Annotated in this window: 9 protein-coding genes; 3 read left to right on the top strand and 6 right to left on the bottom strand. The window is 69.0% G+C overall.

Features of this window, described 5'->3' with window-relative positions:
* Positions 1-34: 34 nt before the first annotated feature.
* Entirely contained in the window at positions 35-691 is a 657-nt protein-coding gene (locus ACIRA5_RS28805; protein WP_403695247.1) for a TetR/AcrR family transcriptional regulator, read from the bottom strand.
* 171 nt (positions 692-862) lie between these two features.
* Here ACIRA5_RS28805 and ACIRA5_RS28800 point away from each other — a divergent pair, with 171 nt between their 5' ends.
* The gene (locus ACIRA5_RS28800; RefSeq protein ID WP_403695245.1) at positions 863-1,774 is read left to right on the top strand and encodes an ABC transporter permease; all 912 of its coding nucleotides are present in this window, start codon (positions 863-865) and stop codon (positions 1,772-1,774) included.
* A gap of 16 nt (positions 1,775-1,790) precedes the next feature.
* Entirely contained in the window at positions 1,791-2,600 is an 810-nt protein-coding gene (locus tag ACIRA5_RS28795; RefSeq protein ID WP_403695834.1) for an ABC transporter ATP-binding protein, read from the top strand.
* A 96-nt stretch (positions 2,601-2,696) separates the two neighbouring features.
* Here ACIRA5_RS28795 and ACIRA5_RS28790 read toward each other — a convergent pair whose 3' ends face one another.
* The 4 genes from ACIRA5_RS28790 to ACIRA5_RS28775 all read right to left on the bottom strand — a co-directional run bounded on the left by ACIRA5_RS28790 (position 2,697) and on the right by ACIRA5_RS28775 (position 12,525).
* The gene (locus ACIRA5_RS28790; protein WP_403695242.1) at positions 2,697-3,848 is read right to left on the bottom strand and encodes a glycosyltransferase; all 1,152 of its coding nucleotides are present in this window, start codon (positions 3,846-3,848) and stop codon (positions 2,697-2,699) included.
* Positions 3,845-6,754 (bottom strand): CDP-glycerol glycerophosphotransferase family protein, encoded by a 2,910-nt coding sequence (locus tag ACIRA5_RS28785; protein WP_403695239.1) that lies wholly within the window; start codon positions 6,752-6,754, stop codon positions 3,845-3,847. Before ACIRA5_RS28785 ends, ACIRA5_RS28790 begins: the two co-directional genes overlap by 4 nt.
* A 105-nt stretch (positions 6,755-6,859) precedes the next feature.
* Positions 6,860-7,249 (bottom strand): GtrA family protein, encoded by a 390-nt coding sequence (locus ACIRA5_RS28780; RefSeq protein ID WP_257039421.1) that lies wholly within the window; start codon positions 7,247-7,249, stop codon positions 6,860-6,862.
* Positions 7,250-7,584: 335 nt separating this feature from the next.
* Entirely contained in the window at positions 7,585-12,525 is a 4,941-nt protein-coding gene (locus ACIRA5_RS28775; protein WP_403695236.1) for an NAD-glutamate dehydrogenase, read from the bottom strand.
* Positions 12,526-13,167: 642 nt separating this feature from the next.
* Here ACIRA5_RS28775 and ACIRA5_RS28770 point away from each other — a divergent pair.
* A complete protein-coding gene (locus tag ACIRA5_RS28770; protein ID WP_075029015.1) occupies positions 13,168-13,734 on the top strand; it encodes a DJ-1/PfpI family protein in 567 nt (188 codons plus the stop codon).
* A 120-nt stretch (positions 13,735-13,854) separates the two neighbouring features.
* Here the strand turns inward: ACIRA5_RS28770 and ACIRA5_RS28765 are convergent, their stop codons facing one another.
* Positions 13,855-14,526 carry an HAD family hydrolase gene (locus ACIRA5_RS28765; protein WP_054229600.1) on the bottom strand — a complete coding sequence of 224 codons (672 nt, stop codon included), beginning with the start codon at positions 14,524-14,526 and terminating at the stop codon, positions 13,855-13,857.
* Between the last annotated feature and the right edge of the window lie 36 nt (positions 14,527-14,562).

Here is a 14,562-nt window from a genome sequence, read left to right as displayed (position 1 = left end):
CGCCTGAACCCGCCCGCCCGTCGGACAGGCGCCCTCACACCGCCCGCAGCGCCGCCGCCGTGGCCCGGGCCAGGCTCGCCAGGTACCCCTTCGGCAACTTGGGCCCGCGGACCACCACCGCCCGCCAGTACAGCGGGCCCGACATGAGGTCGAGCGCGAGTTCCTGGTCGATTCCCTCGCGCACCTCGCCCCGCGCGGCCGCCGCCGCGACGATCCCGCTCGCCACTGACTGCTGGCCTTCCCGCAGCGCCTTCTGCATGGCGTCCGCGATGTCGGGGTTGCGGGCCGCCTCCGCCTGGAGGTCCGGGATGATCTGGCCGGCCACGGGGTGGCGCAGCGCACGGGAGGTGACCTCGTACAGCAGGCGCAGGTCGCCCTCCAGGGAGCCCGTGTCAGGGGCGGGCAGTCCCTGGATCGCGATGGCGGAGACCAGGTCGAGCACCAGGTGCAGTTTCGAACGCCATCGCCGGTACACCGCCGTCTTGCCGACGCCCGCGCGGCGCGCGATGCCCTCGATGGACATGCGGGCGTAGCCGACGGCCGCGAGCTCCTCGAAGACGGCGGCCCGGATCGCCTCGGTCACGTCCTCGCGCAGCACGGCCGCCCCCGCCGGAGCCCTACGACGCGGGGCCTTCCCGGCAGCACTCCCCGCGTTCGCGGCGGCACTCGTGGTGTCGGCGTTCGTCGTCATGCCTTCCAGCATAGGGCGTTACGACGAAACGGTTGCGTTCCGACGTCGAGAAGCCATAGTCTCGCGTTGCGACGATACGGTCCCGTCCCGACGTAAGAAGCTGGCAAAGCCGCAGTTAAGAAACGTCAAGGACGGCCCGCGCATCCCACCCCCCGAGCGAAAGCAGCGGATGTGAGCCAGGTCCTCCACACACCGCCGACGTCGGTTCCCCCCACCGACGATCCCGCGGCGCTCGCCGCCCGGTACGGCCTCACGGTCAGTGGCGCCCGCCCGACCCTGCCGGAGTACATCCGCCAGCTGTGGGCACGGCGCCACTTCATCACCGCCTTCGCCACCGCCAAGCTCACGGCCCAGTACAGCCAGGCGAAGCTCGGCCAGGTCTGGCAGGTCATGAACCCGCTGCTGAACGCGGCGGTCTACTACTTCATCTTCGGTGTGCTGCTCGGCACCAAGCACGGCGTGCCGGACTTCGTCCCGTTCCTGGTCACCGGTGTCTTCATCTGGACCTTCACACAGAGCTCGATCATGGCGGGCACCCGGGCGATCTCCGGCAGCCTCGGCCTGGTCCGAGCCCTGCACTTCCCGCGGGCCGCGCTGCCGGTGTCGTACGCCATCCAGCAGCTCCAGCAGCTGCTGTTCTCGATGGCCGCGCTGGTCGTCATCCTGCTCTGCTTCGGCATTCCCGTGAGCGCGTCGTGGCTGCTCGTCGTGCCGATCCTGACGCTGCAGTTCGTCTTCAACGCGGGCGTGGCGATGATCATGGCGCGGATGGGCGCCAAGACGCCGGACATCGCGCAGCTCATGCCGTTCGTGCTGCGCACCTGGATGTACGTCTCCGGTGTCATGTGGAGCATCGCCTCGACCCTCAAGCACAGCCACATGCCGCACTGGGCGATGGTCGCGCTGGAGAGCAACCCGGCCGCCGTCTACATCGACCTGACGCGCTACGCGCTGATCGACAGCTTCCACGCCCACCAGCTGCCGCACCACGTGTGGGCGCTGGCGACCGGCTGGGCGCTGGTCGCCGGAGTCGGCGGCTTCATCTACTTCTGGAAGGCCGAGGAGACGTACGGACGTGGCTGACATGGCTGACACCCTCATGCAGGACGCCCGGCCCCAGGACGCGGCCGGCAGCGCCGACGCGCTCGTCCCCACCGTCGTCGCCGACCACGTGGACATCGTCTACCGGGTCAACGGCACCGGTGCAGGACGAGGCAGCGCCACCGCCGCGCTCAACCGCATGCTGCGGCGGGGGCAGGCCGAGAAGGCCGCGGGCGTACGCAAGGTGCACGCCGTCAAGGACGTGTCCTTCACCGCCTACCGCGGCGAGGCCATCGGTCTGATCGGCACCAACGGCTCGGGCAAGTCCACCCTGCTCAAGGCGGTCGCCGGCCTCCTTCCGGTGGAGAACGGCAAGATCTACACCGACGGTCAGCCCTCGCTGCTCGGCGTCAACGCGGCCCTGATGAGCGACCTCACGGGTGAGCGGAACGTCTACCTCGGCGGACTCGCCATGGGCATGTCCCGCGAGCAGGTCAAGGAGCGCTACCAGGAGATCGTCGACTTCTCCGGCATCAACGAGAAGGGCGACTTCATCACCCTCCCGATGCGGACGTACTCCTCCGGGATGGCGGCGCGGCTGCGGTTCTCCATCGCGGCGGCCAAGGACCACGACGTGCTGATGATCGACGAGGCTCTCGCCACGGGGGACCGCTCCTTCCAGAAGCGCTCCGAGGAGCGGATCCGGGAGTTGCGCAAGCACGCGGGCACCGTGTTCCTGGTGAGCCACAACAACAAGTCGATCCGGGACACGTGCGACCGGGTGCTGTGGCTGGAGCGGGGGGAGCTCCGCCTGGACGGGCCCACGGAGGATGTGCTCGCGGAGTACGAGAAGTTCACGGGGAAGTAGGGGCGACTCAGGGGGTGCGGGGAACTGCTCGATGCCGGCCGCGAGTTCGTCGTGGCCGGTCGCGCAGTTCCCCGCACCTCTTTGGGGCGCCTCTGCTCACCTCTCCAAGAAGGTGAACAGGTCTTCCCACCTGCGGACGATCTCGTCCGTCGTGTAGCGCTGGATGTTGACGCGGGCCGCCTCGCCCATGCGGTCGCGCAGGTCCTTGTCGGACATCAGGGTGTCGAGGCGGCGGGCCAGCTCCCCGGTGTTGCCCAGGGCCGCCAGGAGACCGTCCTCGCCGTCCTGGACGATCTCGTGGACGCCGGGAGCGCAGTCGAAGGCGGCACACGGCAGGGCGGTCGCCATGGCCTCCATGAGGGCGAGGGGGAAGCCCTCGCCGCGGGAGGACAGGACGAAGACGGAACCGCCGCGCAGGGCGCCGGGTACGTCGCTGGTGCGGCCCATCCACTCGACGGAGTCGTCGAGGCCGAGGGCGGTGCACTGCTTCTTGAGGATCTCCTCGTCCTCGCCGGAGCCGAAGATCCGCAAGGTCCACTCGGGATGGCGGGGCGCCACCTCGGCCCAGGTGTCGAGGAGCATGTCGATGCCCTTCTGGTCCGAGAGCCGGCCGACGCTGACGACGACGTTCTCGGTGCGCGAGGAGGGCACCTCGGGCATGAAGGGGATCGGGTTCGGCATGAAGGACGCGTTGTCGAGACCCTGGCGGATCCACAGGTCGGCGTCCTCGCGGGTGAGCGCGAGCATCCGGTCGACGTCCTTGTAGTGCTTCTGCACCCGTCCGAAGCGCGAGGTCGCCTTCGAGTACGCGAAGGACTCGTGGCTCATGCCGATGACGGTCAGACCGGTGGTGTCGGCGAGCTCCACCCACTCCATCGCCCACACCTGCGTGACGATCACGACGGCGCCGGGGCGCGCGGCCCGGAACAACCGGGTCAGCTTGGCGGCCTGCTCACGCATACCCGCCGCCCGTTCGGCGCGCAGCCTGCGCTCGGCGACGTTGAGCCGCCCCTTGATGCCGCGCGCGGAGCCCACGCGCGGCGGGTGGACCTCGTACAACGTCGTGGTGGGGTACGGGAGTTCGCCGAGCTCCTGGACGACCGCGGGCTCGGTGATGCCGATGACGTGCACGCGGTGCCCGCGCTCGGTGAACAGCCGGGCCATCTGGTGCGACCAGCTGGTCACGCCGCCGAGCTCGTCGACGCTGTTGGAGACGAAGAAGACGTCCCGCTCGCTGTACGCGGTCACGCGCGCCTCCACTGGGAGAAGAACTGGTCGACGATGCTCTGCGCGGCGTTGCCCTGGTCGAACTCGCCGAAGTCGGCGACGAACCGCTCGCGCGGGGCCGCGTACTTCACCTTCTGATCCTCCAGCGAGTCCAGAACCGCGTGCAGCTCGTCCTCGGTGCGGACGACCGGGCCGGGGGCCCTCTCCAGCAGGTCGAAGTAGGTTCCGCGGCCCTCGTGCACGTATTCGTCGTAGTCGTACGTGAAGAAGAACATCGGGCGGTCGAGGAGGGAGTAGTCGAACATCACGGACGAGTAGTCGGTGATCAGACCGTCGGCGAGCGCCAGCAGCGGGGTCATGTCGTGGTAGCTGGTCACGTCGATGACCCGGCCGCGCACGGAGGGCGGCAGCACGACGTGGTTGAGGTAGTGCGAGCGGACCAGGAGGACATAGCGGTCGCCGAAGGTGTCGGCGAAGCGCTCCACGTCGAAGGGCAGCTCGAACCGGCGCTTGCCGCCGCGCTGACGGAAGGTCGGCGCGTACAGCAGGATCTGCTTGTCCTCCGGGATGCCGAACTCGGCCGCCAGCGCACCGCGCTCCCGCTGCCCGGTGGCCTCCTCGCGCTCCTTGGCCTGGACGAGCGCGTCGTTGCGCGGGTAGCCCACCCGCAGCAGCGTCCGCTCCTGGAGCCGGAACGCCCGCGCGAGGGTGCGCACGTCGTGCTCGGAGCGGATCAGGAAGCGGTCGAAGCGGTTGAGGGTGCGCTGCTGCTCGGCCTGCTCCTCACGGGACTTGAGCTTCCATTCCGGCTCGTCGAAGCCCATCCGCTTGAGCGCCGAACCGTGCCAGGTCTGGATGTACGTCGTCTCGGGCCGCTTGGTGACCTTCAGCGGATAGCTCTGGTTGTCGACCCAGTACTCGGCCTGGGCGAGCGCCTTGAGGTACGGCAGCGACCAGCGGCGTACGAGGGTGGCGTCGTCCGGGAAGCCCTGGGGGCTGTCCGCGTAGGCCCACACGGCCTCGAAGTCGATGCCCTGGCGGCGCATCTCCTCGTAGATGGCCTTGGGGCTGTCGCTGTACTGCCGGCCCAGGTGGCTCTCGAAGACGACGAGGCCCTTCTTGACGGGCAGGCGGCTGAACACGTCGTGGTAGACGCGGAGCTTGGTGTCGCCGGAGGCGAGTTCCTTGCGCAGCGCCTTGACCTTGCGGTAGCCGGTCTTGGCGAGCCGCCCGGTCGGGCCCTGCACTCCGCGCTGGACGAGTTCGTTGGCCTTCTTGTCCGGGACGAGCCGGAAGGAGAGGTGGCCGCGGGAGGAGACCTCGGGCTCGATGCGGTCGGCGACCAGCCGGGTCAGGCGGGGCCGGACGGGCAGGTGCCCCTGGGCCAGCTCGGGCTCGGAGGCCGTGAGCCGGGTCGTGGTGCGGACCGTCCTCGCGCCTTCGCCCTCACCGGCGACGGCGAGGTGGAGGCGTACGTCCCAGACCGCGTCCACGATGCCGAGCGGACGCAGGCCCTTGGCGAGGTCGGCCGAGGCCTCCCAGGCGATGGCCTCGCCCTCGTGCCGCACGGTGGCCACGGGGAAGCGGAAGGTCTGGAAGCGCACGCCCGGACGGCGGGCGTAGAACTCCAGCTGCGCGGAGAGCCGGGCGTCGGGCGGGATCACGCCGAGCGGGTTGGTGATGCGCCCGGCCAGCCGGACGGTGCCGTCGGTCTCCGCGTATCCGGTCAGCGCGTTGCGCAGGAACATCTTCTCGACCGGCTTGGTGTGGTAACCGAGCTCGGTGACGTCCAGGACGTGCCGGGCGAAGGCGTCGTGCTCGATGTGTTCGGCGCACCAGTACACGCGTCCCTCGTGCTCGACGAGCGGCGAGGAGATCTTGTCGCGGTTGCTGAGCGTGTCCACGGCGGGCAGCAGGTTGTCCCAGTCGGCCTCGTGGAGGAGGTACGCGCAGATGGCGTGGATCGGCTCGACCTCGTCGAAGGCCATGCGGTCGATCGACTCCAGGTAGGTGCGCGCGATCTGCGCGAACTCCTGGCGGTAGGTCTCGTCACGGAAGGGCAGCTCGCGCAGGTGCAGCACCAGGTCGTGCTTGAGCCACTTGACGTCCTTGGCGAACTTCAGCTCCAGCAGGCCGTGGTCGGCGAGGAGCTGGTCGACCCGGCGGTGGATCTCCATGCGGTGCGTGAAGTTGGCGATCTCGTCACGCCGGTTGCTGATGGACTTCGCGGCCGTCTTCTCGACCACCCGCCAGTCGTACACCCGGTTCGGGATGAGCGTGATGCGCTGGGCGGCCACGTAGGCCTGCGCGGAGAACAGCAGGTCCTCGTAGTGGATCCCGACCGGGAACTCAAGGCCCTCATCGAGCAGGAACTGCCTGCGGTAGCACTTGTTCGTCGACAGGGTGTCGAAGACCAGCAGGTCGGGCAGCTCGGAGATGGACTCCAGGGTGCGGGTGCGGTCGTACAGCCAGGGGTACCACTTGACCTCCTTGCCGGTGCGCGAGTCGACGTGCACACGCACGCACAGGCCCGAGACGAGGTCCGCGCCGGTGGACTCGGCGGCCTCCAGCATGTTGCGGCAGGCGTTGCGCTCCAGGACGTCGTCACTGTCGAGGAAGAGGACGTAGTCGCCGCGGGCCTGCTGGATGCCGTGGTTGCGGGGGGCGCCGCAGCCGCCGCTGTTCTCGGGCAGCCTGAAGGCCCGGACGCGGTCCGGGTGCGCGGCGGCCAGTCGCTGTGCCACGTCGTACGAGTCGTCCGTACTGCGGTCGTCGACGATGACGACCTCGACACCGCGCAGGGTCTGGTCGAGAACGGAGCGCACGGCCGTCGTCAGCCGGGACGCGTCGTTGTAGACGATCACGACCACGGACACGGCGGGCAAGGCTGCTGTTTCTGCTGGCGGGCAGGGGTGATCCACACTCATCCTATTAATGCTAGACATTCCTGATGGTTCAACCTAGGCGATCTAGTCCATTTGCGTATCACCTAGGTAGATGCCGATCGCCCGCAAAGGGTTGCGAGCGGCTGTCTAGCGGCTGTGTTTCACCTGTTCGAACACCCAGGTGCGGTACACGAGAAAACGGAACGCCGAGGCCAGCACGATCGACAGCGCCTTGGCCAGGTTGGAGCCGAGCGGGGTGTCCATACCCAGACCGTGGTAGCCGATGTAGAACAGCGCGCTCTCCATGATGACGCCGATGCCGCTGAAGGCGAAGAACAGGGCGATCTGGCGTCGGGTGCGCGAGGCCCGGTCACGGTAGGCGAAGAAGCGGAAGCCGAGGTAGTTGCTGCCCATGGCGACACAGCTGGCGATGACCGTGGCGGCCATCGGGGCCCACTTCAGGCCGTGCAGGAGAAGGTTGAAGACCAGGAAGTTGACTGCGATACCGCTACCGCCGACGGCTCCGAACTTCACCACTTCGAGGACGATCCGCCGGGTCCTTTCGATCGCCCCGGGAGGAGTGGCGGCTGGTGCGGGCTGGGGCGGCGCGGGGGCCTGTCGGCCTACACGGGCCCGCCCCTCGGAGAGATTCACAGTCACGATTGTCCCTTTTATCAGCAATAGGTAAATTCCGGTTCCGGTTTTCCCGAGAGATCCGCAAGAGCGAGGCAAGAGGGCGGCCGAGGCGCTTGCCCCTACCTGCACAAACAGGGGCAGCCCCGGCCGTCCCGGCCGGGGCTGCCCCATCGACGTACATCCGATCGAGTGAAACAAGTGCGCTCACGAGTGAGTGAAGCGCACCCAGAGGTGAGCTACGAGTGCGTCCGCAGAAGCGTCCGCATCGTGCGCATCGCCACCGACAGGTTCGCCAGGTCGAACGAGTCCGAGGTCTGGATCTCCTCCAGGGTGGTGCGGGCGCGGCTCAGGATCGCCGCGTTCTTCTCCTCCCAGGCCTTGAAGCGCTGCTCCGGGGTCGAGGTGCCGTTGCCGACGGCGAGCACGTCCGCGGTGAGCGCCGCGTGAGCCGCGTACAGGTCCTCGCGGATCGAGGCGCGGGCCATGGACTGCCAGCGGTCGGCACGCGGGAGCTCGATGATGCGGTCCATGAGCTGGGTGATGTTCAGGCGGTCGGCGAGGTCGTAGTACACCTCCGCGACGGCCATCGGGTTCTTGCCCATGCGGTCGGCCACCGCGACGATGTCCAGCGTCGGGAAGGCCGAGGAGAACCCGGCCACGTGCGTGGCCAGCTCCTCGGGGACGCCGGCGCCCGTCAGCTCCTCGAAGATCTGCTGGTACCACTCCAGGTCCGCACCGCGCAGCAGCTTGGGCAGCTCGCCCCAGACCTGCGCGACCCCCTCGCTGAAGAAGGAGATGTTCTCGGCGAGCTGGAGCGGCTGCGGCCGGTTGTTGAGCAGCCAGCGCGTGCCCCGCTCGACGAGACGGCGCGAGTGCAGCCGGATCCTGGTCTGGACGTCGGCGGCGACGACATTGTCGAGCGCCTCCACCGCGTCCCACACCTTGCTCGACTCGAAGATCGCGCGGGCCGCGGTCTGCGCCCGGACGATCTCCTCCAGGGACGCGCCCGTCTCCTCACGGAGGCGGTGCAGGAAGCTCGTACCACCCGTGTTGACCGTGTCGTTGACCAGGACGGTCGTCACGATCTCGCGGCGCAGCGCGTGCGCCTCGATCTGCTCGCGGAACTTCTCACGCAGCGCGGTGGGGAAGTACGCGAACAGCAGGCTCTGCAGGTACTGGTCGTCGGGCAGCGAGGTGGCGAGCAGCTCGTCGGAGACCGTGATCTTCGTGTACGCGAGGAGCACGGCCGTCTCCGGACCGGTCAGGCCCTGCCCGGAGTTGAGCCGCTCACGGATCTGCCGCTCGTTGGGCAGGAACTCCAGCGCCCGGTCGAGGTGGCCCTCCCTCACCAGGAAGCGCAGGAAGCGCTGCTGGGCGTGGAGCATGCTCGGCGACTGGGCCAGCGCGTTGGCGATCGCGACGTTCTGCGCGTAGTTGTTGCGCAGGACCAGGGCGCCGACCTCGTCGGTCATCTCGGCGAGCAGCTTGTTGCGCTGCTTGACCGTCTGATCGCCGTTGGTCACGACCGCGTTGAGCAGGATCTTGATGTTCACCTCGTGGTCGGAGGTGTCCACGCCCGCGCTGTTGTCGATGGCGTCGGTGTTGATCTTGCCGCCGTGCTGCGCGAACTCGATCCGGCCCAGCTGGGTCAGACCGAGGTTGCCGCCCTCGCCGACGACCTTGACGCGCAGGTCGGCGCCGTCGACGCGGATGGCGTCGTTGGCCTTGTCGCCGACGTCCGCGTGCGACTCGGCGGACGCCTTGACGTACGTACCGATGCCGCCGTTCCACAGCAGGTCGACCGGCGCGTGGAGGATCGCCTTCATCAGGTCGGCCGGAGTCATCTTGGTGACACCGGCCTCGATGCCGAGGGCCTCGCGGACGTGCGCGTTGACCGGGATCGCCTTGGCGGTCCGCGGGAAGACTCCGCCGCCGGCCGAGATCAGCTCGGTGTTGTAGTCCGCCCAGGACGAGCGCGGCAGCTCGAAGAGCCGACGCCGCTCGGCGTACGAGGTCTCCGCGTCCGGGGTCGGGTCGAGGAAGATGTGCCGGTGGTCGAAGGCGGCGACCACGCGGATGTGCTCGGAGAGCAGCATGCCGTTGCCGAACACGTCCCCGGACATGTCACCGACACCGACGACGGTGAAGTCCTCGGTCTGGGTGTTGACGCCCAGCTCCCGGAAGTGCCGCTTCACGGACTCCCAGGCACCGCGCGCGGTGATGCCCATCTTCTTGTGGTCGTACCCGGCGGAGCCGCCGGAGGCGAAGGCATCCCCGAGCCAGAAGTTGTAACTCTCGGCGACCTCGTTGGCGATGTCGGAGAAGGTCGCGGTGCCCTTGTCGGCGGCGACGACGAGATAGGTGTCCTCCCCGTCGTGCCGGACCACGTCCACCGGGGGCACGACCGCACCGGCGACCAGGTTGTCGGTGATGTCGAGCAGCGCCGAGATGAAGGTCCGGTAGCTGCGGATGCCCTCCGCGAGCCAGGCGTCGCGGTCCACGGACGGGTCGGGCAGCTGCTTGGCGACGAAGCCGCCCTTGGCGCCGACGGGCACGATGACGGTGTTCTTCACCATCTGTGCCTTGACCAGGCCCAGGATCTCCGTCCGGAAGTCCTCGCGCCGGTCGGACCAGCGCAGACCACCGCGCGCGACCTTGCCGAAGCGCAGGTGCACGCCCTCCACCTTCGGCGAGTACACCCAGATCTCGTACGCCGGTCGCGGCGCCGGCAGGTCCGGGATGGCCTGCGGGTCGAACTTCATGGAGACGTACTCGTGCGGCTTGGCGCCCAACGCCTCCTGGAAGAAGTTGGTGCGCAGGGTCGCCTTGATGAGGGTGAGGAAGGAGCGCAGGATCCGGTCCTCGTCCAGGCTGGCCACCTGGTCGAGAGCGGCGTCCAGCTCCTCCATCAGCGCGTCGGTCAGCTCGACACCGGCGTGCTGGCGCTCCGGCGACATCCGCGCCTCGAAGAGCGAGACCAGCAGCCGGGTGGTGTGGACATTGTTCCGGAGGGTGTCCTCCATGTAGTCCTGGCTGAAGGTGGAGCCCGCCTGGCGCAGGTACTTGGCGTACGCGCGCAGCACCATCGCCTGCCGCCAGGTCAACCCGGCGCTCAGCACGAGGGCGTTGAAGCCGTCGTTCTCGGCCTCGCCGGTCCAGGTGGCGGCGAAGGCCTCCTGGAAGCGCTCACGGCCGTCGTCGCCGAGGTAGTCGCCGTTGCCGTTCAGGGACTTGGGCAGGCGCAGCCCGAAGTCGTAGATCCAGGCCGTCGTACGGTCCGAGCAGCGCAGCTCGTACGGGCGCTCGTCGGTGACCTCGACGCCCATGCGGTTGAGGGCCGGCAGGACCGCCGAGAGGGAGACCTGCTCGCCGGTGCGGTAGATCTTGAAGCGGCGCTCGCCGGGACCGGCACCGACCGGCTCGTACAGGCTGAGCGCGAAGTCCTTGCTCCGGTCGCGGGTGAGCTTCTCCAGGTGAACCAGATCGGCGACCGCGGCACGCGGGGTGTGGTCGGCCTTGTAGCCCTCGGGGAAGGCGCTGCCGTAGCGGCGCAGCAGCTCGGCCGCGCGCTCCTCGCCGCACTCGGCGTTCAGCGCCTCGGCGAAACCGTCGGCCCAGGAGCGGGCGGCCTCGACGAGCCGCACCTCGAGCCTGTCCTTGTCCGCGTCGCTGAGCTGCGTCAGCTCGGTGCCCTGCGGGACCCGGACCACGAAGTGCAGCCGGGAGAGGATCGACTCGGTGTTCCAGGCGGTGAAGTCGACGCTGGTGCCGTTCAGCTCCTCCTTCAGGATGTCGATGATCCTGAGGCGCACCCCGGTGGTGTAGCGGTCGCGCGGGAGGTAGACGAGGGCCGAGTAGTAGCGGCCGTACTCGTCCTGGCGCAGGTAGAGGCGCAGGCGGCGCCGCTCCTGGAGGTAGAGGACGCTGGTGACGATGGAACGCAGCTCGTCGGCGGGCGTCTGGAAGAGCTCGTCGCGGGGGTAGGTCTCCAGGATCTGGAGCAGGTCGCGGCCGTCGTGGCTGTTGGGCGAGAAGCCCGCGCCCTTGAGGACCTCCTCGACCTTGCGGCGGACCACGGGCACGCGGCGCACGGACTCGGTGTACGCGGCCGAGGAGAACAGGCCCAGGAAGCGCCGCTCACCGACGACGTTGCCCTCGGCGTCGAACTTCTTCACACCGATGTAGTCGAGGTAGGACGGCCGGTGCACGGTGGCGCGGCTGTTGGCCTTGGTGAGGACGAGCAGCTTGTGCTCACGGGCCTTGGCGCGGGCGTCCGCGGGCAGCCGCTCGAAGGACGGGCTGACCGGGTGGCTGTCGTCACCGCCGTGCTGCGGGTCGGAGCGCAGGATGCCGAGTCCGGTGCCGGGGACGGCGGCCAGCGAGTCGTCGTCGCGCAGCTCGTACTCGCGGAACCCCAGGAAGGTGAAGTGGTCGTCCGAGAGCCAGCGCAGCAGCTCACGGGCCTCCTCGACCTCCAGGTCACGCAGGTCGTCGGCGGTCGGCTCGGTGGGCAGTTCCTCGGCGATGCGCAGCGCGGCGTCGCGCATCTTCTCCCAGTCCTCGACGGCCTCGCGGACGTCGGACAGGACGCGCAGCAGATCGGCGGTGATCTGCTTCAGGTCGGCACGGTCGGTCTCGCGGTCGATCTCGACGTGGATCCAGGACTCGACGTGCGCGTCGTGCGGCAGATCCTCGAGGGTGGGCCGGCCGGGGAACACCTCGATGAGCTCGCCGGTCAGATCGCGCCGTACGACGAACTGCGGGTGGATGACGAGGTGGATGCCGCGGCCCTGCCGGGACAGCTCGTTGGTGACCGAGTCGACGAGGAAGGGCATGTCGTCGGTCACGACCTCGACGACGGAGTGGCTGCAGGTCCAGCCGTTCTCCTCGACGGTGGGCGTGTGCACTCGGACGTTGGCCGTGCCCTGGGGGCGGTTCTCGGCCAGTCGGTAGTGGGAGAAGGCGGCTCCGAAGACATCGACCGGGTCGCGGTCGGTCATGTCCTCCGGGGCTGTGTGCAGGTAGTAGCGCTGGAGGAACGCGAGCACGGTGTCCTTGTCCGGAGTGCCCTCGCTCGTCGTCCCAGTCGGTAGGTGCCCCCCGACCGGGCTGTTCTCAGCTACCCGGGCAGCCCTCTCGAGCAGCTCGGCCTTGGCTTCGTCCAGCTTGGTCTGCATTGTCCTCTGGCTCCTGTCGCGCGCCGTTGCGTGACGTAGAAGGAAGTACGGTCTCTTCTCCGACGTAACGCCGAGACGCGGGGTGTCCGGTCTGGTCCGACGCTATGCCGCATGGAGAGATGGGCGGGGGGGTATCGGCCATTCTTGGCACCCTCGGCGACTGTGACGCTGATCTCTGCGTCGTCCGTCCCCGGGGTGTCCGCGGCCTACGGAGAACGCTCGCGATTCCGCTTGCGCCCGCGTTTCCGCTGGTGCTTGCCGCGGTCGCCGCTCCATCCCGCCCGTGAAGATCAGCGATCGCCGCCCGGTCACGGATGTCGTCCGTGCGCTCCGGGCGCGAGGCAGGGGCAACTGGGCCCCCGCGAGATATCGCGCTGATCACGCCACCAGGCTATCGCTCCCTACCCGGGGCCCGTCATGAGCCGTATGTGTACAAAACCGGGGGTGGAACTTTGACAGTATGCACAGGGACGAAAGGGACGGGAACGTGCAGTCCTCCGGTAACCCTCTCCTGCGGCACCACGTTGACGAGGACGGTGGGGCAGAGGCGGAATAGAGCTGTAGCCCCTCTGAAGTCCCGCCGGGACCCGCTGGGCCCCGCTGAAGCTCCACCGAAGCTCCACCGAAGGGAGCGGCACCGACATGACACCGAAGATCCTGATGGTCACCGGCGACGCGGCGGAATCACTGGAGGTCCTGTACCCCTACCAGCGCCTGCGCGAGGAGGGCTACGAGGTCCATATCGCGGCCCCCACCCGCAAGCAGCTCCGCTTCGTGGTCCACGACTTCGAACCCGGCTTCGACACGTACACGGAGAAGCCCGGCTACACCTGGCCCGCCGACCTCGCGTTCTCGGAGGTCGACCCCGGTCAGTACGCCGCCGTGGTGATCCCGGGCGGCCGCGCGCCCGAGTACCTCCGCAACGACCCCGAACTCCGCAAGATCCTCAAGTCCTTCTTCGACGCCGACAAGCCCGTGGCCCAGATCTGCCACGGCCCGCTCCTCACGGCCGCCGCCGACGCCCTGAGCGGGCGCCGCGTCACCGCCTACCCGGCACTGGAACTGGACATGCAGGCCGCCGGAGCGACCTTCCAGGACGCGGAGGCAGTGGTCGACGGCACCCTCGTGTCCGCCCGCGCCTGGCCGGACCACCCGGCCTGGATGCGCGAGTTCCTCAGGGTGCTGAGGGCGAAGGCGCCGGTGGGCTGAACGACTCGGGGGCGGTGACGTGGGAGGTGTGAGCCGGGTACGCGGCCGCCTCGCCGACGAGGGCCGCCGCACACCCCGGGCGCCGCCGCACACCCCGCGCGGCGAGCTCGGACGACGGGCCTACGCCGCCATCAGTCGCTCGGCCTCCTCGACCGCCTCCTCCAGGCTGTCCACCACGGGCACGCCGACCCCTTCGAGGCTGGCGCGACTGTGCGAACCGCCGGTGTAGAGCACGGCCCGCGCCCCCACGTGCAGCGCGGCCACCGCGTCGTCGGCGGCGTCCCCGATCACCACCGTGCGCTCCGGGTCCACGCCCGCGAGCGAGCCTATGTGCCGCACCATGTGCTCGGCCTTGCTGCCGCCGGACGGCCCGACCCGCCCCTCCACCCGCACGAAGTGCGGCTCGATCCCGAACCCCCGGACCAGCGGCACCAGTTCCTCGTGCACATACATGCTCAACAGCGACTGGCTGCGCCCCGCCGACCGCCAGTCCGCGAGCAACGTCGACGCCCCCTCGGTGAGCTCGCACGTCACGCGGTGCTCCGCGTAGTACCGATGGAAGGTGTCGTCCATGACCTCCCACTCGGCATCGGTCGGCAGCCGCCCCATCAGCCGCTCGTAGAACTTCGGCACCGGCACGCAGTACAACTCCCGGTACCGCTCGAGCGTGAGCGGCTCCAACCCCAACTCGGCGAATGCCGCGTTCGTCGCCCCGATGATCGCGGCGTTGTCGTGGAACAGCGTCCCGTTCCAGTCCCACACGATGTGCGCTGCTGCGCCCTGCTTCCCCATACCAAGAAACTACCCGCCCGCACTGACAACGCCCCT

It is taken from the genome of Streptomyces sp. NPDC096311 (assembly GCF_044763085.1).
Classification (GTDB): Bacteria; Actinomycetota; Actinomycetes; order Streptomycetales; family Streptomycetaceae; genus Streptomyces.
Note: the sequence above shows the minus strand (reverse complement) of the source record. Positions and strands in the feature narration are given on the sequence as shown.

Excerpts from the sequence above, each read along its gene's own strand:
- ACIRA5_RS28785 (WP_403695239.1), bottom strand. The coding sequence starts at position 6,754 with ATGAGTGTGGATCACCCCTGCCCGCCAGCAGAAACAGCAGCCTTGCCC.
- ACIRA5_RS28775 (WP_403695236.1), bottom strand. The coding sequence starts at position 12,525 with ATGCAGACCAAGCTGGACGAAGCCAAGGCCGAGCTGCTCGAGAGGGCT.
- ACIRA5_RS28795 (WP_403695834.1), top strand. The coding sequence starts at position 1,791 with ATGCAGGACGCCCGGCCCCAGGACGCGGCCGGCAGCGCCGACGCGCTC.
- ACIRA5_RS28805 (WP_403695247.1), bottom strand. The coding sequence starts at position 691 with ATGACGACGAACGCCGACACCACGAGTGCCGCCGCGAACGCGGGGAGT.
- ACIRA5_RS28765 (WP_054229600.1), bottom strand. The coding sequence starts at position 14,526 with ATGGGGAAGCAGGGCGCAGCAGCGCACATCGTGTGGGACTGGAACGGG.
- ACIRA5_RS28770 (WP_075029015.1), top strand. The coding sequence starts at position 13,168 with ATGACACCGAAGATCCTGATGGTCACCGGCGACGCGGCGGAATCACTG.